This window comes from Pseudoalteromonas galatheae (assembly GCF_005886105.2).
In the GTDB taxonomy this organism is placed as follows: domain Bacteria; phylum Pseudomonadota; class Gammaproteobacteria; order Enterobacterales; family Alteromonadaceae; genus Pseudoalteromonas; species Pseudoalteromonas galatheae.
The window spans coordinates 585,375-607,793 of sequence record NZ_PNCO02000001.1 but is presented as its reverse complement, the minus strand read 5'-3'; the positions used below and the strand labels follow the sequence as shown (position 1 = coordinate 607,793).

Annotated in this window: 25 protein-coding genes; all 25 read right to left on the bottom strand. The window is 39.1% G+C overall.

All coding sequences use genetic code 11. The features are described from left to right. Positions 1-135: 135 nt before the first annotated feature. Complete coding sequence (gene fliE, locus CWC29_RS02620; RefSeq protein ID WP_157813456.1) at positions 136-444, bottom strand: flagellar hook-basal body complex protein FliE; 309 nt, start codon at positions 442-444, stop codon at positions 136-138. A gap of 233 nt (positions 445-677) precedes the next feature. Continuing rightward, on the bottom strand, positions 678-938 hold the full coding sequence (locus CWC29_RS02615) for a DUF5676 family membrane protein (protein ID WP_085282010.1): 261 nt from the start codon (positions 936-938) through the stop codon (positions 678-680). A gap of 39 nt (positions 939-977) precedes the next feature. Next, entirely contained in the window at positions 978-1,328 is a 351-nt protein-coding gene (locus CWC29_RS02610; RefSeq protein ID WP_233143760.1) for a hypothetical protein, read from the bottom strand. Positions 1,329-1,372: 44 nt separating this feature from the next. Beyond that, positions 1,373-1,744: a hypothetical protein gene (locus tag CWC29_RS02605; protein WP_085282006.1), complete on the bottom strand. Its 372-nt coding sequence runs from the start codon at positions 1,742-1,744 to the stop codon at positions 1,373-1,375. Between the two features lie 10 nt (positions 1,745-1,754). Then, positions 1,755-2,177 (bottom strand): hypothetical protein, encoded by a 423-nt coding sequence (locus CWC29_RS02600; protein ID WP_138522055.1) that lies wholly within the window; start codon positions 2,175-2,177, stop codon positions 1,755-1,757. A 12-nt stretch (positions 2,178-2,189) separates the two neighbouring features. Then, positions 2,190-2,825, bottom strand: a complete 636-nt coding sequence (locus tag CWC29_RS02595) for a methyltransferase family protein (RefSeq protein WP_100912778.1) — start codon at positions 2,823-2,825, stop codon at positions 2,190-2,192. After that, the gene (locus CWC29_RS02590) at positions 2,818-3,153 is read right to left on the bottom strand and encodes a DUF2933 domain-containing protein (protein ID WP_100912777.1); all 336 of its coding nucleotides are present in this window, start codon (positions 3,151-3,153) and stop codon (positions 2,818-2,820) included. The genes CWC29_RS02595 and CWC29_RS02590 overlap by 8 nt, the downstream gene beginning before the upstream one ends. Continuing rightward, positions 3,143-3,496: a P-II family nitrogen regulator gene (locus CWC29_RS02585; protein WP_085282000.1), complete on the bottom strand. Its 354-nt coding sequence runs from the start codon at positions 3,494-3,496 to the stop codon at positions 3,143-3,145. The genes CWC29_RS02590 and CWC29_RS02585 overlap by 11 nt, the downstream gene beginning before the upstream one ends. 8 nt (positions 3,497-3,504) lie before the next feature. Further along, the gene (locus tag CWC29_RS02580; protein WP_100912776.1) at positions 3,505-3,858 is read right to left on the bottom strand and encodes a cupredoxin domain-containing protein; all 354 of its coding nucleotides are present in this window, start codon (positions 3,856-3,858) and stop codon (positions 3,505-3,507) included. 24 nt (positions 3,859-3,882) lie between these two features. Then, positions 3,883-6,126, bottom strand: a complete 2,244-nt coding sequence (locus tag CWC29_RS02575) for a heavy metal translocating P-type ATPase (RefSeq protein ID WP_138522079.1) — start codon at positions 6,124-6,126, stop codon at positions 3,883-3,885. Between the two features lie 101 nt (positions 6,127-6,227). Beyond that, positions 6,228-6,641, bottom strand: coding sequence for a MerR family transcriptional regulator (locus CWC29_RS02570; protein ID WP_138522053.1), 414 nt, complete (start codon positions 6,639-6,641; stop codon positions 6,228-6,230). An 82-nt stretch (positions 6,642-6,723) separates the two neighbouring features. Continuing rightward, positions 6,724-7,251, bottom strand: coding sequence for a c-type cytochrome (locus tag CWC29_RS02565; protein ID WP_138522051.1), 528 nt, complete (start codon positions 7,249-7,251; stop codon positions 6,724-6,726). 14 nt (positions 7,252-7,265) lie between these two features. Further along, the gene (locus CWC29_RS02560) at positions 7,266-8,462 is read right to left on the bottom strand and encodes a porin (RefSeq protein ID WP_232732230.1); all 1,197 of its coding nucleotides are present in this window, start codon (positions 8,460-8,462) and stop codon (positions 7,266-7,268) included. Positions 8,463-8,583: 121 nt separating this feature from the next. Continuing rightward, on the bottom strand, positions 8,584-9,006 hold the full coding sequence (locus CWC29_RS02555) for a hypothetical protein (RefSeq protein ID WP_100912772.1): 423 nt from the start codon (positions 9,004-9,006) through the stop codon (positions 8,584-8,586). A gap of 236 nt (positions 9,007-9,242) precedes the next feature. Further along, positions 9,243-11,408, bottom strand: a complete 2,166-nt coding sequence (locus CWC29_RS02550) for a TonB-dependent receptor (protein WP_100912771.1) — start codon at positions 11,406-11,408, stop codon at positions 9,243-9,245. A gap of 466 nt (positions 11,409-11,874) precedes the next feature. After that, a complete protein-coding gene (locus CWC29_RS02545; protein WP_138522049.1) occupies positions 11,875-12,711 on the bottom strand; it encodes a formyltransferase family protein in 837 nt (278 codons plus the stop codon). 2 nt (positions 12,712-12,713) lie between these two features. After that, complete coding sequence (locus tag CWC29_RS02540; protein WP_100912770.1) at positions 12,714-13,400, bottom strand: heparan-alpha-glucosaminide N-acetyltransferase; 687 nt, start codon at positions 13,398-13,400, stop codon at positions 12,714-12,716. 232 nt (positions 13,401-13,632) lie between these two features. Then, a complete protein-coding gene (locus tag CWC29_RS02535) occupies positions 13,633-14,052 on the bottom strand; it encodes a hypothetical protein (RefSeq protein WP_100912769.1) in 420 nt (139 codons plus the stop codon). A gap of 78 nt (positions 14,053-14,130) precedes the next feature. Next, the gene (locus tag CWC29_RS02530; protein ID WP_100912768.1) at positions 14,131-14,949 is read right to left on the bottom strand and encodes a methionyl-tRNA formyltransferase; all 819 of its coding nucleotides are present in this window, start codon (positions 14,947-14,949) and stop codon (positions 14,131-14,133) included. 42 nt (positions 14,950-14,991) lie between these two features. Then, positions 14,992-17,172, bottom strand: a complete 2,181-nt coding sequence (locus tag CWC29_RS02525; RefSeq protein ID WP_138522047.1) for a TonB-dependent receptor family protein — start codon at positions 17,170-17,172, stop codon at positions 14,992-14,994. 278 nt (positions 17,173-17,450) lie between these two features. Beyond that, complete coding sequence (locus CWC29_RS02520) at positions 17,451-18,311, bottom strand: copper resistance protein B (RefSeq protein ID WP_138522045.1); 861 nt, start codon at positions 18,309-18,311, stop codon at positions 17,451-17,453. Then, entirely contained in the window at positions 18,308-20,131 is a 1,824-nt protein-coding gene (locus CWC29_RS02515; RefSeq protein ID WP_138522043.1) for a copper resistance system multicopper oxidase, read from the bottom strand. Before CWC29_RS02515 ends, CWC29_RS02520 begins: the two co-directional genes overlap by 4 nt. Positions 20,132-20,158: 27 nt before the next feature. Then, on the bottom strand, positions 20,159-20,629 hold the full coding sequence (locus CWC29_RS02510; protein ID WP_100912764.1) for a YybH family protein: 471 nt from the start codon (positions 20,627-20,629) through the stop codon (positions 20,159-20,161). A gap of 14 nt (positions 20,630-20,643) precedes the next feature. After that, complete coding sequence (locus CWC29_RS02505; protein WP_100912763.1) at positions 20,644-21,540, bottom strand: copper resistance D family protein; 897 nt, start codon at positions 21,538-21,540, stop codon at positions 20,644-20,646. A 34-nt stretch (positions 21,541-21,574) separates the two neighbouring features. Next, positions 21,575-22,381 (bottom strand): DUF4198 domain-containing protein, encoded by an 807-nt coding sequence (locus tag CWC29_RS02500; protein ID WP_100912762.1) that lies wholly within the window; start codon positions 22,379-22,381, stop codon positions 21,575-21,577. Positions 22,382-22,419: the final 38 nt, after the last annotated feature.

The following is a 22,419-nucleotide window of genomic DNA, read 5'->3' as shown; positions in this document are numbered from 1 at the left end:
GTACGAAACCTATACCTTTCGTACACCATAACAATTACATGAACGAAAGTCCATTTGATAATTTCGTACATGAACGAAATAAAACGATGACTTTCTATCATAAATTCTAGTTGTTTACTCTAACATACTAAAAGTTTATAGAGCCATATTCATAATTTCTTTGTACCCTTCTATTGCTTTATTTCTAACTTGTATAGTGGCTTCAGTAGCAACTCCTGCTTTTGATCTTGCAATCATAACCTCTGCTAAACTAATGTCTGTTGTCCCTAACTCGAATTCTTTTGTCGCTTTACCTGCTTTTTGATGCAATTCATTTACATTGTCAATCGCCTTAATAAGTAGATTAGAGAACTCATTATTATTAGTTTTTTGTTCCTCTAAGCTTGATTTATAAACAGATGAGTTTTGGAGCTGGCTAATTAAAGTGTTTTCGATATGAAGCATAAACATACTCTTCGTCAATTAATTGTCTCTCACGAACATTGCAAATTGAGTGCCAAAGAAAATAGTTTTTTCCTTAAAACTCAACAGCTAAGGTGTGTTTAAGACACACCTTAGACTTCATATTTAAAACTGAAAAAAGTTTTTCATTCTTGCTTAGCGTCATTCAATTAATGATTGATTAAATGGATTCGCTGTTGTTAATTTAATTATTTCCACCAATCTAAATGTGACTACTATTTCGAATTCAGGTTATTGTAAATCTTTGCTACAATTCCCCCTGTTACACCTGCAAATAACACCCAAAAAAATCCACCAATAAATACTCCTATAAAGGACATCTGCCAGCCCAGAATTTTCCAGTCAGTATGCAACATGTTGCCCGTCATACTAGACATCATATCAGGCAGCATCATTACCACCATTGAACAAACCAACCAAACAATGCCAAAAGCGGCTGCACAAGCCAACGCAAAAGCTTTCTCATTAAGTTTCATCGTTATTCTCCAGTGGTGGCTTGCGCCACCACTTAATTACTATTCAAGCTCCACCATATCTTTCGCTGCAATATCACCTGATAGTAGTTTTACCGTAGCGAAGTGATCATTCACAATTTTAGTAATTTGAACAGTTCCCACTTTTTCTATGGTATACGGATCATCACCTTCACCCGGCGCTATTTCCTCATGGAATCTAATAACACTGTATTTTTGTCCAACCTCCGCGCCATGTTTGGCACCAATACAAATCAGAGTTCGATCAGTAGACTGCTCAACCACTTGACCCCTCATCATATTTTTGTGATAAAACGCAGTATTGGAACAACCCGCTAGAAAGATACCAAATACAAATAAAAGTAGAATCTTCATATTGGATGTTTTCATCATTTTCTCCTCATCTTACTTATTAACTGAGCAAGCTCTTCGTAAGCTTACTTATTTTTCCGGCTTGCACCCGGAGGAACTTTGTGACAACTCCACGGTTTATGAGCAGCGTTGTCTTTAACATTCTGATCAACAAATTTGTAGTAGCTTTCTTTAGTATGTGTCCACCAATCATCATGAACATCAGCACCATGTTTGCGAATTACTTCCTCAACCCCATCAAGGTTTATGTTCACCGCATCATATGCGAGATGTATTTCACCTTCTTTGATGTTGTAGCTAACTTCATCAATACCAAAAAGCTGATCAATTTCTTTTACTAGCTCGTCACAATTTTCTTCTGTAACATTACTTAGCCTCAAATTGCGAACAACTAAATTCTGCTCTCTAACGCCAACTCTATGCTCTAAATCGCTCATAATTTACCTCCTAATGAGAGTGCGAGTGGTTTTGTTTTTTGCCTTTCATTTCTGTCATCTTTTCTTTCATTTGAGGCATCATGTTTTCCATCATTTCCAGATGATGTTCAGCCATTGCAATTTGTTTATGTATAGGTTTGTCTTCCATACCTCGATGCATGATCTGCATAATTTTCATCATTGAACGTCTATGTTGATGCATCATTCGCTGTTGCTTATCAGGGTCTTGTTCAGATTTAATTGCTAAAACTTCTTTTTTCATTTCCATCATCTTTTTATGCATTTTTTCCATATTTTCGTGTGACATCTCCATGCCTTGATGCATATCATATTTGTTCACACTTTCATGCTTATGGTCATGATCTTGGGCAAATGAGCTTGTGGCTACCATCAGTGAGCCAGAAAATAGAATTGATTTACCTAATGTTTTCATAATTTTTACCTTCTACATTTTATTAAAATTTGGAATCCAACTTGGTGTCGATTCCATATACCTGCGGTACTCAGAGCCAAACTCTGCAATAGCTTGTGCTTCTTCGCGTTTGGCTAGCTTGACATAAACAACGACTAAGATTGGAAACATCGTAAGTGTCGGGATGGTCGGCCACTGCAATAAAAAGCCAAACATGATTAGAATGAAAGCTACGTACTGTGGGTGACGACACCTCGCATACCATCCTGTAGTAGCCAATTGATGGTGTTTTTGCGCGTGATGCAATACGTTCCATGCTGAAGACAACATAAAGAAACCTGCAACAATAAACACCATACTCGCTATATGAAATGGGTCCCAATGGGCATCACCTTCAAAACCAAAGAAAGTATGCAATAAGTGTCCATTTTCATGCGCAAAGAAGTTTACTTCTGGATAGGTCTCCGTCAGCCACCCCGATAGAAAATAGATAGTTAAAGGAAAGCCATACATTTCAGTAAATAGGGCGACAATAAAGGCGGAGAACGCTCCTAAACTTCGCCAATCAGTCGATGTTTTTGGTTTGACAAAACTAAAGGCAAAAAAGATAAAAATTGCAGAGTTCAGTATCACCATTGACCATAAGCCATAATCATATGTCTCATTCATCACTTTTCTCCTTTTTATGTGATTCCTTACGTCCTTCTTCTAAGCCTTGTATGTAGCCATCGCGATAGGCAGCATTTTTATCCGTTAGTTCTTGAAAGCTCTCTTCCTTTTTCTCATCAGGCGCATGTGAATGATCGTGGCCATGTTTGCCATGACTGCCATGCATAAATACGTGCATCAACGGGCATAGCAATAAAATCAAATAAGGAAGAAATTGCAGTACATGCTGTCCATGTTCAAAGATTAAAAAATAGGTGGCTGCGGCAATAAGCACCAATGCAGCCCAACCCGTAGGTGTTGACCAAAATTTAGGGTGCTCATTTTTCATATTGGCCTCCTATTGACCTTAAATCTTCCTTTGAAGCTTCAGACTTAGAATTTATCCAGTAGAGATTATCCACAGGAGAGATGCTAACTAATCCTTCGCCTTCAATGTTGGTATGCGCAGCATCGAGCAAAACTTCAGCAACATGTTCAGCATCATCAAAAGCAACATAAATGGTCATTACTATATGTGCTGATAAGTGATTTCTGTTGTAAGTATCAGCATATGCACCTCTGCCTGTTGCTTTATGAATGGTAAAGCCTTTATAGCCATGTGAAAGTAGTGCCTCTTCTACTCGTGTTAACACCATTTCATCAAAAATGGCTGTCACTTTTTTCATGTTCATAACCCCTCCTAAACAACCTTTAAAACACCGCGATACATTTGCATCTGACAATGAAACTCATGCTCTCCCGCTGATAAGTTCAATAAGGTAATTTGAGTAATTTCATTTAATTTAAGCTGCTCGCTTATCTCTAATGATGGAATAAGCATTGTTTCAGCACAGGGTGATTGATCTTTGCGCATGAACTTCAGGGTGACAGGTTGACTAGCAGACACTTGGATTGAGGATGGTGAATACACACCATCTTTCACTTCAATGAGTACTTCATTATCTTGAACAATTGTTTTATTGGGTTTGTATAGCCAAAACCACCAAACAATCAGTGCGATTAACACTAAGCCTAATAAGTTAATTATCATCATTGTGATTCTCCTAATGCTTACTTTCTATGAGTTTTGGGCTTTAAAAAAGCGAAGTCGATTTGCATTTGACACTACAGTCAATGACGAAAACGCCATTGCAGCACCTGCAATTACAGGGCTAAGCAGAATGCCAAAGAAGGGATATAGAATCCCCGCAGCAAAAGGAATCCCGGCTACGTTATAGACAAACGCGCCAAACAAGTTTTGTTTGATATTTCGTAAAGTGGCTTTGCTTACCGCTATGGCATCAGCAAGGCCATGAAGTGAGCCACGCATCAGGGTAATATCAGCACTTTCGATTGCTACATCAGTCCCTGTGCCTATGGCGAAACCAACATCGGCTAACGCTAGTGCAGGAGCATCGTTGATGCCATCTCCTGTCATACCAACAATTTCGCCACTGTCTTGTAATTCTTGAACCTTGTTGGCTTTATCTTCTGGCAGTACTTCAGCAAGAAACTCACTAATACCCGCTTTTTTGGCAACAGCGGCGGCGGTTTCCTTGTTATCGCCCGTTAGCATGATGACGCGAATCCCATTGGTTTGAAGCCGTTTAATCGCGGAAATTGAGTCTGACTTAATAGGATCTGCAACAGCAATAATTGCTGCCAGCTCGCCATTAACAGCAAAATACATTGGTGTTTTAGCTTCTTTTGCTAAAGATTGGGCTTTTCCAACGAAACCTGTAAGGTCAATGCCCTTAATTTTCATTAGTTTATCGTTTCCGAAAAGCAGGGCTTTATTGTTGCAGTTTGCTTCTACACCAAAACCCGTAATGGCGTTAAAGGCTTCAATTTTTAGTAACTCAATATCCTTATCTAATGCACTTTCAACAATCGCTTGCGCTAAAGGGTGCTCTGAGCCACTTTCTAAACTTGCTGCAAGCTGTAGTACGTCTTTTTCGTCAGTAGCTTTTGCTAAAACAATATCGGTTACCTTAGGTGTCCCTTCAGTAATAGTGCCCGTTTTATCTAAAATCATGGCAGTGATTTTAGAGGCGGTTTGCAGTGCTTCACCGTTTCGAATAAGCACTCCGGCTTCTGCTGCTTTTCCTACTCCGACCATGACAGACATGGGCGTTGCTAAGCCCAAAGCACATGGGCAGGCAATAATGAGTACGGTAGTTGCTGATACGATTGCAAAAGCAATTGCTGGCTCAGGTCCAAAGTTAAGCCATGCTAGCGCACTTAACACAGAGATGATCATGACAACAGGCACGAAAAAAGCTGAAATAACATCGGCCAAGCGGCCAATCGGCGGTTTTGAATTTTGTGCTCGTTTAACCATATTGATGATTTGTGCAAGCGCCGTGTCTTTACCAACGCGTGTGGCTCTAAATAAAATCATGCCTGATTTGTTCAAAGTACCAGCGACAACCTCATCTTCTTCGGCTTTTTCAACAGGCATAGGTTCGCCTGTCAGCATGGACTCATCAATAGAGGTGTGCCCTTCCAATACCACACCATCGACGGGAATTTTTTCACCCGGTTTTACCTTCACAATATCGTTAAGTAAAACCTGCTCAATACCAATCTGAACTTCTTTGTTGTCACGAACCACGGTTGCTGTTTTAGCCTGCAAGCCGATAAGACGTTTAATGGCCTCAGAGGTTTTGCCTCTGGCTTTTATTTCTAATGCTAGACCTAAATCAATTAAGCCAATAATCATGGCGGTAGCTTCAAAATAAACATGCCGTGCCATCAATGGAACGGCGTCAGGTGCAAACACCACCACCATCGAATACACCCAAGCAGTACCTGTTCCCAACGCTATTAGAGTGTCCATATTAGCGGAGTGGTTTTTAAAGCTTTTCCATGCGCCAACATAAAAATGCTTACCTGAAAAATACATAACACCAAAAGTTAAAATGCCTACAATCAACCAAGACATGCGTTCAAGGTTTGTTTCAACCGTCATTTCTCCAACCACAATGCTGTAGATCATCAAAGGAACACCGAGTGAAAGGGCAATAAACGTATCGCGCATTAGCTTTTTGTAATATGCCCAATCAGCCGCTTCTTTCTCGTCAAGCGCATCTGCTGCCGAGCTATCATCAATTGGCTTCGCGTTATACCCCACAGACTCAACAGCTTTGACCAATTCTTCTGTCTTGGCTGTCCCAGAAACTGTTACAGTCCTATCAGCAAAATTCATTTCCGCACTGACGACACCAAGAGTTGCCTTTAACGCTCCTTCAATTTTGCCTACACAGCTAGCACACCCAGCTCCTTCAATGATGAGCTGTTGGTTATGTGATACTTTCTCCAACGTACTCTTCTTATTTTTACACGAAGAGGATTGAGCTTTTTCCTGACAGCAACAGCCTGATTCGGTTTCTATATTTGTATTAGTAGTCACCATTTTTCCTCCTATGCCTTTTTAATTTGTTCAAAGTTTTCGATGAGATGACAAACCATGTTTGCAGTGGGTGCTTTGTCTTCCATTTCTTCCCATTGAGAAAGAGCTGAAGACATTTTTCCTCGAAGTGCCAACATTGCTTGAAACTGTTTTTCTGTTTCTTCAAGCCGCTCTTTGATCAGACTTCTGACTAATGGGCACGCACTTTTACCATCTTCAGATTCATTAAGGATTTGCTTGATATCAGCAACAGAAAAACCAAGGTTTCTGGCACTTAAAATGAATTTAAGTCTCGATACCTCTTTATTCGAGTATGACTTGTAGCCGTTCACTGACTTAGCAGGTTTTAACAGTCCCAATCGCGTGTAATAGCGCACCGTATCAGCAGTCGTTCCAAGGCTTTTTGCCAGCTCTGTTACTTTCATATTTACTCCTTAGTTTTTCACCTAAGTTTGTACTCTCACCTACAGCCTAGACCTGTGTCTAAGACACAGGTCAAGCACATCCTTATGATTTAATGTACTCAGCTATCGCTTTTATCTGTTGCTCGTTTAGCGGCATTTTAGGCATAGGAGAAGATGAGTTATTAAACTGAGGGTTTTGGAGCTTCTTAATAAAGAAGCCGATCCCTTTGTTTTTAATCGTTTCATCTAACGCTGGCCCAACAGTGCCACCATCACCTTTCAATGAATGGCAGCCTTGGCAACCAAATTGAGTAAACAATTGCTTTCCATCAGGCGCTATCATCTTTTCTGGCGCTACTTTTTTTGCCAAAGGTACGCTTTGGCTAGTGAGTTCCAAAAATTCAAGAACAGCTTGCGTTTCTTTACCTGTTAAATGCGCCTTTTCTCGCATATGCGGCATAATGACTTTCCATTCGGGAATAGAAAATTCATGAACAGCGCGAGCGTTATGGCATCTTGCACAATTGTTATTGATCACTTCCGCACCGGAAATTTTCTCTTCTGCATGAGAGCTAAAAGCAGACAAAAGAGATAAGCTGACAACCAGTAATATTTGAATAGTTGATTTCATCTAAGTATCTCCCCTTAAAAGCCATAGCTGTATTGGATAGCGAAGCGCTTGTCATCTTCACCATCGTGAACGGTTGTATCTTCGTATGTCGCCTTAATGACTGCTCGGCTGTCTAACCAGTAATTAATGCCATAAGCCCAACGCTCCGCTTCGTTAATTTTATTGGTTTCGGCATATTCAACGACGAAATCTGTCCCCTGTAATACATTGAACATTTTTCCAGCCATAAAGGTTGCTTGGAGATACCAACCATTGCGATCAAATGTGATCACTTTGTTTTCTTCATGTTCATCTTCTTCGAAGGCATCGGTTTCTGTTTTGATGTATTCCCCTCTGACGATGTAATGGTTACCAATCCAGTTGATATCAAAGCCAGTTGCTGTAAATCCTAGCTTTTCATCGTCATCGTATTTTGCAGTGTAATAGGAAGCGCCAACCTCAATACCGGGAAGAAAAGCATAAGCAATACGACCGCCAAACGCCTTATCAGAGTTGTTATCCGCACTCGTTGCTTCAAACGCTAGTTCAGGAAGTTCCAAAGCGTGATCATCAACTTCTTCATGCTCGTCTTCCTCTTCAGCATGTTCATCGACAACCTCTTCTTCGTGTCCATCCTGCACAGGTTCTTCATCATGGGCATCTTCTTCATCGTCATGCGGAGCCTCGGCAGCAAGACCATTGGTCATATATACATCAAAGAAAATCTTCTGATTTTTACCCAAAGGAATAATGTGTTGAATGCCAACACCAATATCACTCATCACGGGTAACAAACCTTGCATAGGTTGATAACCACCATGACCACCTAACCCGCCATAAATACCGGGAGAAAATGCTGAGCGATTTATCCAACTAGGGTGTTGATTCGGCCCATACTGGCCGAATGGGAGTAGAAATTTACCTGCGGTAAAAGTAGTTGTATCAGAAAGGAAATAATGAATATCAGCGTATTCAAGCTCGACTTCAGTTTCCCCGTTTTCATCGACTGAGATCTCAGTTTCAGCTTCTATATGCATTTTGTCATTGAGACTAAACAAGAAAATAGGTACAAATCGCGCACTGAATGCACTTGTATCCATCAATTTACTGTCTTCGTATTTTACGTCTCCATACCCCGCTAACGCGAAGCGACTATTATTTTGTTGTTCATTCGCTAAGAGGTGCCCACTCGCAACAGCGGTAGCTATTGCAAACGGCAATAATTTGAGCATGTTCATCATGCCTCCCAAAAATATTGTGCTAATTGTTCAAAACAGTTGGTTATTTAAACCAATGAATAAATCGTTCTATTTTTGATGGGACTGGCGAAAAAAAGACGCACTGCTCCCGTGATTAGCCAATAATTGGGGGACGATAAGGTAAGAGGTGGATGCCAGAGGCTGGCGGGGGTATCCGTTGAATAATTAAGTCTAAGTTAATATTGCTGTTACTTTCTTCTTCCTCATGCACAAGATAGGCATTTAAATGAAAGCTTGCACAAAAGCCACCTTCGCAGCAAAGACAATCACCAGCTTTACATTTTTCACACTCCTCATCAGCATGATTGTGCTTAGCATCTTTTGAATTTTCAGCGTGATGGTGACTATTGCTATCCATTGTTTGATGATGCATATTTTCGCTTGGTTGCATAATATGCGTATCGGAAGAGTCCTTATGATGTTCTTCACAATTCATTGGTTTAGTCGCAGCAAAGCCATGCTGCGTAAGCAGCACGGTAATCACCACTATTTTAAACCACTTGAAAAGTCTAAACATTTTAATTCCTTCTATAGTACAACTAACACTAACAGCTTATGCAAATATTTCAATGATCTTGATCAAAGTTTGAACTGAAACTTAGGTTCTAACCCTTGTAACTCTTCTACATCTAAAATGTCTGTGCACTTTTTATTTTATACCTTAGCTCTCTATAACTAATAGGAAGCCAGTACAAAATATAAAAGTTTCACTTAGTAAAGGCTCCATATAGTCTTTAAAGAAAATTAAACCAATTAAAAAGCTGCTCTAACTCCGGCTGTAATTGAGCGCCCTTGTAAAGGCGCAATATCTTTTATAAAAGAAGCATGGTTTCTCACCACTTCATCCAATAAGTTTTGACCGCGAATAAAGAATGTATAGTCAAAAAAACCGGAGCTTAATTGGTAGTTGAATTTAACATCAACCAAAGTGTAACCATCAGTGCTCGTTTCAAACGGCGCAGTTTTATTTTGGTTAAAGTAGCGTCTAGCTGTTACGTCAACAAACCAGTTAGTTGTTTCATACAAAGCTCCAACTCCGAAGCGGATAGGAGGAATTCTTGGCAAATTTTCTCCATTTGAAAGCGTTGCCCTTACATAATCCACTTGGCCTTGAACTGATATTTTATCCAAGCCGTTTTCAAACAAAAGCCAATCTGAATCAATCTCTATACCTTTAAAAGAAGCATCTTTTTGTTCGAATTGGAAGATAGGTAGTTCATCCTCTATCTCGCCAGTAGCTCGTTCATAGATAAAGTCATCATATTTATTGTAGAAACCATTGATTGTAAAATTGAGTTTTCCTAAGTGTTTCCTTAGTGAAATGTCAATATTATTGGCTGTTTCCTTAGCTAGATTAATATTACCTAATTCGTATGTTTGAGTTGCTAAATGTGGACCATTTGAAAGCAATTCTTCTGCATTTGGTGGACGTTGTGCTCTTGAAAGAGCCAGTGCAAACGAGTACGACGGATTAAGTCGCCACAAAGCACCTATCGAGGTACTAAAAGATTTCGTTTCCATTTCCTCTAATATTGCACTTGACGTTACTGTTTGAGTGTCATGACGAAGACCCCACTCTATTTTTATCTCACCAAAACGTTTTTCTTCTACCCAAAATATTCCAGTAGATTTTGTAGTTGATGGCGGTACAAAAGCCTCCTCACCTTGCGCTGAGAAATCACGATTATTAAATTGAATTCCTAGCGCACCTTGCCAGCCACTTAAAGCTTCATGCATGATTTCAAGACGAGATTCATCAGCATCGTTTGAAAATACAGTCCCAATTTCTTCTCCTTCCAGCTCAACATGCTGGTAATCATTTTTACCCCACTTTAAGTGTATTGACTTTATTCCATTGAATGGCGAATACAATTTACCCTCAATGTCCGTCCTGTTCTGCTCTATATCAAGTCTAATGAACTCCTCTAGTTTGGACTCTGCTGGCAGTCCATAATTATTAGCATACTTACCTATCGCAACCCCAAAATACCCTTCTTTGCCATCAAATAATGATATACCTGCCGTAGCCCCATTCGCATCAACGTCACTATTAAGTAAATCGCCATTTAGTGAGGACGGTAAAGACTGATCGCCACTATCTCTAAAGTAACCACTTACATGATAAGCTACCATGCCAGTTCCACCATCTAGCCTAGCGACACCAGCTTTTTCATTATTGCCAGAATTGTAACGAATTTCGGCGGAGCCATTTAAAGGCTCAATTGATGATTGATTTGGAATTCTTCCATCAACAACATTGATAACACCACCAATTGCTTCACTACCATAAAGCAATGTGATCGGGCCTTTCAATACTTCAATTTGTTGAGCTAGTAATGGTTCACTAGAAATAGCATGATCTGGGCTTGTTGATGATGCATCCAATGTACCTATACCATTTTGCAAAGCTCTTACACGATTTCCTGATAGACCTCTAATTACAGGGCGACTAGCACCCGCTCCATAAGGTGACGCCGATATACCCGGTTCATCAGCAAGGGTTTCACCAATTGTTGAACCTCGTTTACTAACTAACTCTTCATTACTCAACACATTGACAGGAATAGACATATCAAGTGCCGAGCGTTGCGTTAAACTAGCAGTAACTACTATCCTTTCAATATCAGGTTTATCCAAAATTACATTAGTATTTTTGTCATTTGAAAAATCAACCCTTTCTACGACAACTAGGCCGCTTGAAAGATGTAGTTGGATGGTATAAGAACCCGGTTTAAGCTTGGATAAACTAAAAGTGCCTAACTCATTTGTTGTAACACTTATCTGAGGCTCAACCAAATGCAATAAGGTATTCTTTACAGGTGTTCCATCTGTAAAAACAATTTTTCCTTCAATAGACTGCGGGGACGCAATCCCTTGGATCGAATAAATTAAACTAAATAATAATGCTATATATTTCATAGCTTCCTCTCATATCAATAACGAGCTACTTCCGTGATATTCTTTGTGAGGAAGTAGCAATAAACTAAACCTCTGCTACCTAGATAGCGGAGGGGAAAACTTTACTTATTCGTTAAACCTAGATACGAGGAGGCCCTCTAATTTCTATTTTTGTGAAAAAACTAGAGGGGTGTAAATCTCTCAAAAATAATATTGGAGAAGGCGGTTGTTTTCTTAAAAGCTTCTGGGAAACAGTACTTCCACAATTGTTATTATCAAAAGGAGTATATTGCGCACAGTGTTGACAATATTCATACGCTATATGCTCTTAATTGTCGTATGTATGAGCAATAGCCAAATGCGAAGTGAACAGAAACGTGAATAATAAACAAAACACATAGCACATCTGTTTTGCATTAAAACCCTTATACTCTGCTCTTAAATTTCTCATCATGTAGCTAGACCATAAAACTTTCATCAACACGCATTATTTTTGAACCGAAGAATTGGAAAACGCCATATTGTTTTTCGTAAAAACGACATAACCGCCATTAATAGCGATACTAATTACTGTTTGATCCTCAAAAATTATGCTGCCTATGTCGCAGTCATGCTTGAAATCAGTTACCTCCAAATGACTTACAATGAAAAGTTGGCCATTCAGTTCGACTAAGATGCCAAAATGTCCATATTGACGTAGTGCTTGCCTAAATTGCTGAGTGTCATCACGCCACGACATGATTCTTCTTTTTATACTAGGAAGCTTCCAATAAGTAGCTAATCGTTCTTCTTGTGGCGTAGCGCTCTCATAGATAGTTTCGAGATCATTTAACAAGGTTTGTAGTAAAGATTCCGCAAGCAAGCTTGACTTCACCATTAAAGAGGAAATGGATTCATTTTTTTCAACTTCAAATTGTTCTTGGAGTAAGATATCTCCACCATCGAGCATATCCGTAAGTTTATGTAAACTAACACCTGCAAATTCCGGTAAGTCAACTAAGTATGTTAGTGGCGTAGGTCCTCTTCCTTTAGGTAAAAGTGAGGGGTGAATATTGAAAGCATATTTTACATTCGTTATCGGCAGTCTATATCCATAGTCAGCAACGACAAAAAGAGTCACTCCAGATTTTATATGTTCATCAAACTCTTCTTTCGTCGGTTTTAATGAACGTGTCATTATTTTATGTGTATCACAAAGCCGTTTAACGAAACTTGCGTTTTCCTTTATATCATTGATATAGGCAGCTTCAACACTTAAGCCTTGCTTAATCAAAAATGCTAAACAATTTGAAAATAGATTGTTCCCAAAATAGACGACTTTCATATTCAATTGAGCCATTCTATAGCGCTAAAACCAGCAAAAAGTAAAGGTTGATGAAGTAAATAAATCAGTAAAGAGTGTCGACTAAGCGATGTCACATAAGGGGATATTGCTTTTTGATTGGCTGGACCTAAAGCAAAAATTCGAAAATGTGTAGCCCAGATACCAAGCAAGGGCAAAGCTAGCCAAGGAAACGGAGTAACTAAGTCACTAGGGTGTTTTGAAATGTAACCTTGAATATAGTTGAATGGCCAATTCCAAGGTATATCTAAAACTATATATGCTGTAAAAGTAAGCATAGATAATAGCAAAGCAAGTTTAGGCTTCCCGACCAACCATACTAACAAAAAGGTAGCAACAGCTATAAAGTGTAAAACACCAAAGTAAATCCAATGCTCAGGTAAAGTAATGAGTGAGGATAAAGTCACCAGAAACGCTGCACTAGATATCTTAAATAGCCGCCAATACAACTTCTTCGATGATATTCCACCTTGGTAGGAATAAACCAAACTGGCACCAACAGAAAACAAGAACAAACTGACGATTACTGCTCTTAGCTCTTTCCAGAAAAAACCATTAGGTATGTCTGCCCGAATGTAACCAAAATGGTTTAAATCCCAGACAAAATGAAACGCAACCATCAAAATAATTGCAATTGCCCTCATAAAATCGATATAACTGTTCCTTTGCATTTTACCTTCTTTAAATATATAGAAAGAACTTTCACTGACTATCTAATTGCTAAGCGAAATATGTTTAGAAAAAACTTACCAAGCGAAGCTCTCAACTCTCGTTCTATGTTATTGACCATTTCATAAGTTAAGCCCTTCGTAGCAGTAAATAGCTGCCTGATACTAATGAACCGATTCAATAAACAAGATGTTTTAATATTGGGTTGTATTGACTAGTCAAAGACCCCTGTGATTAGCCTATTATTGGAGGGCGATAGGGTATAAAATGAATACCTGAGTTTGGAGATGAGATCCTGTGCATAATTGATGCTGAATCAATTACCTTAAAATAAGAAGGCCCTTCTTGGGATAGGTAAGCGGTCACTAGAAAACTTGTACAAAAGCCACCTTCACAACACAAACAATTCCCAACTTTACATTTCTCACAATCTTTATCAGTATGACTGTGCTGCATATTGTCATTATCACTTAAGTGTTGATGGCTGGATACATCGATACTCTGATACTTATGCTCTTTACTTTGGGTTATTTCTGTAATTGAAGGCTCTTTGGAATGTTCAATGCAGTTCATTGGTTTAGCAATAATATAGCTGTGCTGCGTCATTAACACCGTAAGAATTACTATTTTTAACCAGTTGAACAGTTTTAACATTTTTTCCTATAAACCTTAGTAACACGATAGTTTACACTTTAATAAATTCCAATAACTTAAAATGGAGTTATGGCTGCTCTACCCCTGAATACTTCTACACTTGGGGATACATAAAAAACCGTCTATTACAGCAATTGCCAGTAAGTCACAGTCTTCATAGATTAGAGTTCCGGTCCCATAATTATGCTCAAAGCAGACCGCTTCAATGTTGTTTATTAATACAGGCTTATTGTCAATTTTCATAAAAACTCCCCAGTGACCAAACCGTCGAACTAAACGTTTAATCTCTTCAATATTCATATCCCAATTAAGCACTCTATCTTCCAGAGATAAGGCTGGGCAATAACTTAAATCCTTGCAGTCTTGTGGGATAGCGTTGCTATAAGCTTCTTCTAAGTTGTTTAAAAATTTCTTCAACAGTTTACTTGCCAGTAAACTTGTTTTTACCATTATAGAAGATACGGATTCACCTTCTGAAATGCTCAATTTCTCTTGTAATATGATATCTCCAGCGTCAAACTCACCTGCCAATTTGTGAATTGTTGCTCCAGCAAAAGCAGGGGCTTCAACAACATAAGGTAAAGGAGTGGGTCCTCGACCAGCAGGCAGTAGAGTCGGGTGAATGTTGATTGCATAGTTGACTCTTGTTTGAGGTAATTTAAATTTGTAGCTAGCAACAACAAATAGTTCAACTCCGTCGTCAATTAACCGCAATAAATCCTCATAACAGGGCCTAGTTGACACCAGTTCAATACCTAATTTTTCACAGTAGTGTGAAATTTTGACTGCACTGTCTATTGGCTCATTAATATATACCTTAGTAATTTCAAAGCCTTTATTTAAAATTGATTCGAAGCAGGAAAAAAATACATCTCCGCCAAAATAAGCTAATTTCATAATTAACTCCTACAAAAAATAATCGATCTAATAAAACTCAAATCAGAAAGAGTATTCATACCCCAATATTAATGAGCGCGGTTTTCCAACCATAATCGACCCATGTGCGCGAGAGACCATGTATTTCTTTCCTAATAAATTATCTACACTAATACTCATTGTGTGTTTATGAGATAGTTCATAGATAGCTCGAAAATCTAGCAATGTTCTAGCTTCGATTAATTGATCAACTGGTATTTGTCCTTTACCCGCCGAAGAACGCGATTTCCCAACATACCTAAAGAGTAAGTTTCCTTCCCAGCTTTCTCCATGTGCCCCTAGTGATAGCTGTAATTGATTTTCAGGGATATACGGTAACTCAAAACCTGAATAAACCTCTCCCCAAGTATCCAACTTGGATTCAAAGCTATTCTTAAACCTACTCTTTGAATAGGTATAGGAGGCATTTATAGGAAAACGAATATTACTCGCAGTGAAATCATACCCTAGCTTTAACTCCACCCCTTCTACTTGCACTTTACCCGCATTATATTGGTCACCCACATTATCATCGCTACACCCCTGACTGACCGTACAGTTTCCGTGCATATTTTTATAATCCGAATAAAAAACTATGGCCTCGCTGTTAACAGAACCTAGACTACTTCTTAAGCCAATTTCGTAATTGGTACTTTTCTCAGCTTCACTACTCTCATTTCCGGGAGCTGGAGGAGAAAACCCCTTATTAACGTTGGCTAATACAACAAAATTATCTGTCATAGCGTATGTGAAGCCTAAAGAGGGTAGAAAAGCTGATGACGAATTTTTAGTTTCTTTAGGTAAGTAATTTCTACTTGGATCAGCCTTCCCCCAGTCTTTTCTTTTTATATCTACATCTTCAAATCTAAACCCCAACCGAATATTCAGATCGTCATGTTGATATTCATCTAATAAAAATAGTGATAAGGCTTCGGCGCTATCAATTCTGTTTGAATCAGTACCAGCTACTCCAGCAGAGGTTAATGTCATGGAAGAATCTGTATTCAGACTGTAGCTATCTATCCACTGATATCTATCCATTTCATCATAATGAACTCTTATGCCTAGTTTTAGATTGTGATCTTCAATATCGAAGTCGAAGTGAGACTGAAGCCCTTTAGATATATAACTTCGATTATTTGCTTTCAAATCGACGTTTAGCGGTTCATCTAGCAACCCATGATCAAACATAGCCGCTAGCTCAATCCCACCGTCAGATAAACCTTTCCCTCCAATTTTACTCGCTTTATACCAATTACGATTAAAGTCGTTAAAATACAAGCTTGTAACGATTGAAGAAAAACTATTTAATTGCACAAAGTGATTTACTTGAAATTGAAAGTGTTCTGTTTCAATGTTGTCTTTCTGGGATGCGGCATACCTGCTATAAGGGCTTTTTTGGTAATCGTCATTAGTTAAACCCATGTATGTTTCGTTGGCTTTTTCATCTGAATACTTCAGTTTAAATTCGATTTCTTGATAAGTACCAAAGAAAGCATCTGAGCTAAACATCGTTTTCATCAATACATCATTTTTGTTGAAGCCCGAATCTACTTCCGTTTGATTAATATCTTTAAAGCCGTCAGCTTGATAACTAAAAACCTCAATCAAGCCACCAATATTATCGCTTTGTCCTCCTACATAGGTATGTATTTTAGCGAAACCATCTTGTCCCCCGTTCACTTGAAAAAAGCCTGAAAGGTTCTCTTCTGGTATTTGCCTCGACAACAAATTTATAGCTCCTCCTATATTGCGAGGACCATAAAGTACACTCGATGCTCCCTTATGAACTTCTAACTGCTGAATTCTCCCAAATGTTGGGAAGTAGTATGCGGAAGGAGCTGAATAGGGCGCTGGTGCAGCTAACACATTGTCTTCAAGAACCGTTATCTTCTCACTCCGGTTTTGGCCCGACCCCCGCATTCCTATGTTTGGCCTTAGACCATAACCGTCTTCTTCTAACACATATACACCGGGGACACTCGTTAGTACTCGCATAATGTCAGAGTAATCAAAGGTGGCTAATTCTTTTTCAGCTAAAACCTGAACACTTCCCGGAATATTACTAATGCCATTGGATTTGCCTACAATGGTCAAGCGTTCAATACTATTTGGGCTATTTACTTCTGCCATAGCCGTATGACTAAAACTTACAATTAAACTAATGCTTATCGAATTTTTTACTAATTTAACAATACAATTCATTTTTTTTATACTTAAAAACAACAACAACCAAAACGATAATTATTTAAATAATTATCGACTACACCCTTTAAAACCAGCTTGGGTTATCTAGATAGCGATAAGTCCTTTTATCGACTTAGCTAGACCCCCAGCCTTTATCAACTAACGGCGGTTTCTCGCTGAAGAATGCGTATGAAATACCTTCCACTCTCCATTTACCTTTTAAAAAAGAAACGTTTGGAACACTTTTAACGAAGACTAGTGCTGAAAGTTTCATAATTACGTTTTAATAAATGTATTTAAAGCCAAAATTTGATACCTGCAACAAAAGCAGTATCACGAGTACTTTGCCCACTTAACTTGGCAAAGTCGGCTGTATGACCAAATTTATTTGTCCACTCAACGCCAACATAGGGAGCAAACTGGCGGGTAAACTCATAACGAACACGAAAACCAATAGCACTACTCGATAAACCGCTACCAAGGTTATTTTGGACGTCATCCTTACCGTAAAGCGTCAACTCTGCACGTGGTTGAACAATTAACTTTTGTGTAAGTAATAGCTCATATTCCGCTCTAAGCGATAGTGCTGTATTGCCTTTTTCGCCCAAGTAGGCAGTCATGTCGAGATCAAACCAATATGGAGCAAGCCCCCTCATGCCAAAGGCTAGCCACTGGCGGTTTTCACCGTCCTTGCTGTAATCAAATCGTATCCCCGTTTGTGTATCCCAATATGTTGAAACTGCGTGACTCCATAAAATATCAGTTTGGTTTTCTTCTAAACTACCTTTGCTGAAGTCACCCTCGGTTTTTATGACTAATCTATCAAAAGTAGTGCCGTACCATGCCTGAAAGTCAAATACACCTGCGTTTGTTTGCTCATTATATTCAAGACGATCCCCTAGTAGCGCATAAAATGAATGTTCATCTGCCAAAGTCAGTCGTTTGTCGCTATCGAGTGCATAAGGACCTTCAGTCAATGTTGTACCTGCTGCATAAGCATGAGGGTCTCTAGCATCTTTAGGTGCATCACCACCTTGTGCCTGCATTTTAGAGTCACTCATCTCTGCCATCTCATCTTTTGCAGATACAGATACACTTATAATAGGTAAACCTATTAATAATAATCTTAACGTATTGGTTAGTATTGATGATTTCATGATACAACTACCTCTCTAAACATACCTGCATCCATGTGGAATAATAAATGGCAATGCCATGCCCAACGACCTACGTCATGAGGTGTTGTTAAAAAACTAATTCTTTGCGCTGGTTGCACGGGGATAGTATGGCGACGAACCTGAACATCTCCTTGCTCATTCTCTAAATCGCTCCACATACCGTGCAGGTGCATGGGGTGTGTCATCATTGTATCGTTTTGTAAAATAACTCTTAAACGTTGATTGTGTTTCATGTGAACTGGCGTGCTTTTTCCGAATTCCAAGCCATCAAATGACCAGCTATAACGCTCCATATTTCCAGTTAAATGTAATTCAATTTCAGCTTCTGGCTCTTGCTGGTTTGTAATTCCCTCAAGAGAATGTAAATCTGCAAGTGTTAAAACACGGCGACCATTTTTACGTAAACCTATACCGGGATCATCAAGATTTGTTCTAGGCATATCAACACGCATGTCAACTGAAGCTCCATACTCTGTTTTTGCATGACGCACTTTGGTGCTAGCAACAGCCAATGGGCTTTTAGTTATTCTATGTTTACTATGATCCATCGCCATCGAACCGTGGCCCATTGAGCTATGATCCATTTTTTTAGAATTCATACCCTGCATGTCTGCCATACCAGCCATTGTGGAATGCTCACTGCCTTGGGCCATTTTACCCATCATATCTGTCATCGTTAGCCATTCAACAGGATCTAGAGCAGGTACTGGTGCATCAATATTAGGTGCCACTGATAAAGTTCCTTTAGCATAACCTGAACGATCCATGCTTTGAGCAAAAATGGTATACGCATCATTTTTTGGCTCAACAATCACGTCATAAGTTTCACCGGGGCCAAATCTAAATTCATCTACTGTCACAGGTTCAACATTTTGTCCATCAGCTTGTACAACTGTTAACTTCAACTCAGGTATTCTTACATCAAAAAACGTATTGCTAGCGCCGTTAATAAACCTGAGTCTAACCTTTTCTCCGGCTTTAAACATTCCACGCCAATTTGCCATTGGCGCAGTGCCATTCATTAAGAAAGTCATTGCTGATGCTGATAAATCTGTAAGATCTGTAGGGTTCATTCTCATTTTATTCCACATTTCACGGCGCTGTAGCGCATTTGAAACGCTGCTATTTGAAATGTCATCAAAAAACTCTGGAACGGTAGGTTGATTGAAGTTAAATACATCGCTTTGTACTTTTAACTTACGAAACAAATCCATTGGGTCATCATCTGTCCAATCAGATAATTGGATAACATGTTCACTATCAGCACTAATAATATCCTTTTCTTTTGGTTCAATGATTAATGCACCGTACATACCTGTCATTTCTTGAAAGCCACTGTGTGAGTGATACCAATACGTGCCACTTTGTTGCAGCTTAAATTTATAAACAAAGGTTTCACCCGGCATTATCCCTTTAAAGCTAATACCCGGAACGCCATCCATCTGATACGGAAGAATGATGCCATGCCAATGAATTGAACTCGGTACTGATAATTTATTCGTTACTCTAATCGTAACATCATCACCTTCTCTTAGGCGCAAGGTAGGCGCTGGTATTGAGCCATTTATTGTCGTAGCGGTTCTTACAACACCTGTGAAGTTTACTGGTGACTCACCTATCACCAGATCTATTACTTCCCCACTTAGTTCGGGCACAGTACCTGTTATTGTTCCCTCCACTAAAGATGAAGCAGCGTGAAGAATACTTGGAAAAGCAGCTAATACACCGCCAGCAGCTAATCCTTGTACAAAGCGTCTACGTGGCGTAGAAACTTGATGTAATGGATTGTTATTTCTCATTTTACTCTCCGTTGTTTGACCAATAAATTAATGTGACCAATGAATGTGTTTGATCTTCCATTCACCGTTTTGTTTTTCCAGCACCATCGTTTCCATGCCTTGATAATCGCGCTCTTTACCTTTGTAAGTACCTTTAGTATGACTGCGCGAAGCAGATATAGCGGTATTTCCAAGAATCGTCACTTGATGTTCGAGTGTTTCGCTCTTCATGGCTGCTAAATATTTCATATCCGACAACATATGGTGATGAGCATATTCATCAGCACTTCTTTCAACGCGACCTCCCTCGTAGATGGTGACATCATCCGCTAGCTGTTCTCTCGCTAGCTCCTTATTACCCGTTTCTAGTGCCTGATGAAATGCCAAAACGACTTTTGCGGCAGGTGTATCTACACCTTTAAACAAGCCTTTTCCTTTGTGTTTATCACCGTGCGCGTTTACTGCGAAACTAAACGTCATTAATAAAACGAGTAATATATTTATTGTTTTCATTTTCATTCTCTATCTAGGTTTTAATTTGCTGGACCAACAACACTTGTTAGCCCTGCGGTTACGGTTAAAATGGCAAAAGCAACTATCATTTCTACCGAGATAGATTTAGATAGTGCTTCTCTACCATCGTTATTTTTAAGTTGTGGCACGAGTTTTAATTTATGCTTAGCGGCGATAGCCAATATCGAAATAACGAGAAAGAGCTTAAATAACAAAGTTTGCCCGTAGCTTGAAGTCAACAGCGCTTGAACACTACCGACTAATTGGATAGCTAGCCAAAAACCAGCAACCAGCAATAAACTCACGGCAATACTTGCTTGCTTACCAAAGCTTTCCATCAGCAAATGAAGTTCTGTATTACTTAGTTGTTGGCAAGCCTGTTTAAGTGGGAAAAGCGCCCCAAACCACCAAGTCATGACAAGCACATGGAGTATTAATAACGCTTTTTCGAACAGTCCTAGCTCAGATACATGACCTATTAAGATAAAGGTATAGGCAAGTAATAATAAACTAGACACCAAAACACCTTGTTTTAAGTACTTATTCAGTACAACTGATTTGAACTTGAAAGGAGATGCTAATGCGATTATCGCTAGTGCTAATCCTGTGGCTCGAAGCAAAGCGCCATCACCAATAGACGAGTCCCACATAATAGCCAACATATCAGTGTCCAGTGCCCCTTGAATGCCTTCTTCCGCCATTGCGCCAGTGCTGGAAAAGAACCAAACGCCATTAGCAATCAAAGCTACGACGACTGAAGTCTTTGTACATTTTAGGTTCGCTATTACAACATTATTATGAGATTCGTTATGCTCAAATATTTGCCTGAAAAATGTATAACCAGCAATACAGGCAAAGCCAACGTAAAATACAATTTTGGACAGTACAATAACGGTATTCCAGATAATCATTTCCATAACAAACACTCTTTTATATTGAGAAAATACAAACCTATTGCTTAGTGTTTAACACTAAAGAGGCATAATCACTGTGATACAGCCCATCTGGTTTTTCGGGCAAAGTTATAGCAACGGCTGCAAGCATGACAGCACCCGATACCTGCTCTCCAATAGAAAACATGCCGCGAGAATCAGTTCTATATTGATAAAGCTCTTTCTCAGAGTTTCGTACCTTCACGTCATGATGAGGTAAAGGCTTGCCATCGAGCAGAAGTTGAAAACGATTTAAATCTTCGTTAGCAGTTATAAATTCAAGCTTTTGACCAACAGGTTTCAAACTTAAATCTTGGCTTTTTTTGCAGCTTTTAACGCAAATCAAACTTTTTGTATGTTTGACGTAACTTCTGTGTAATGGAGGCTTGCCCGGTAATGCTCTAAAAGCCTGCTTAATAGATTCTGATGCACCTATTTCCTCCAAATATTCTTCGGTATTTTTATGTTCGATATCACCAGAGCGCTTTTTAGTGCTTATAGCTACCACTCCAAAGCCAGCTTCGCTTGCCTTGAAACTAACGGTTAAAAAAGCTTTACCATCTTTAAATAATGGGCTGGCTACATTTTTTCCATTAAGTTGAACCGTTGACGAAGAAATACGCTCTTGGTTTACGCCCCATGTAAGGTCAGGAAAGCTTAATCCGCTCGCCATTCTAACCTCTACGTTACTATTCATTTCCCAAACACTTTGAATTGGAAGCAAAAATGTCTCGTGAGCCAGAACTGTAGGCAATACAAGCATGTTCAAGGTAACTAATAGTCGAGTAATTACTCGTTTAACTTTTAAGTTTTTAATTATGTTCACTCTAAATTCCCGTGTTCGTTATAAATACTATTCCCAAT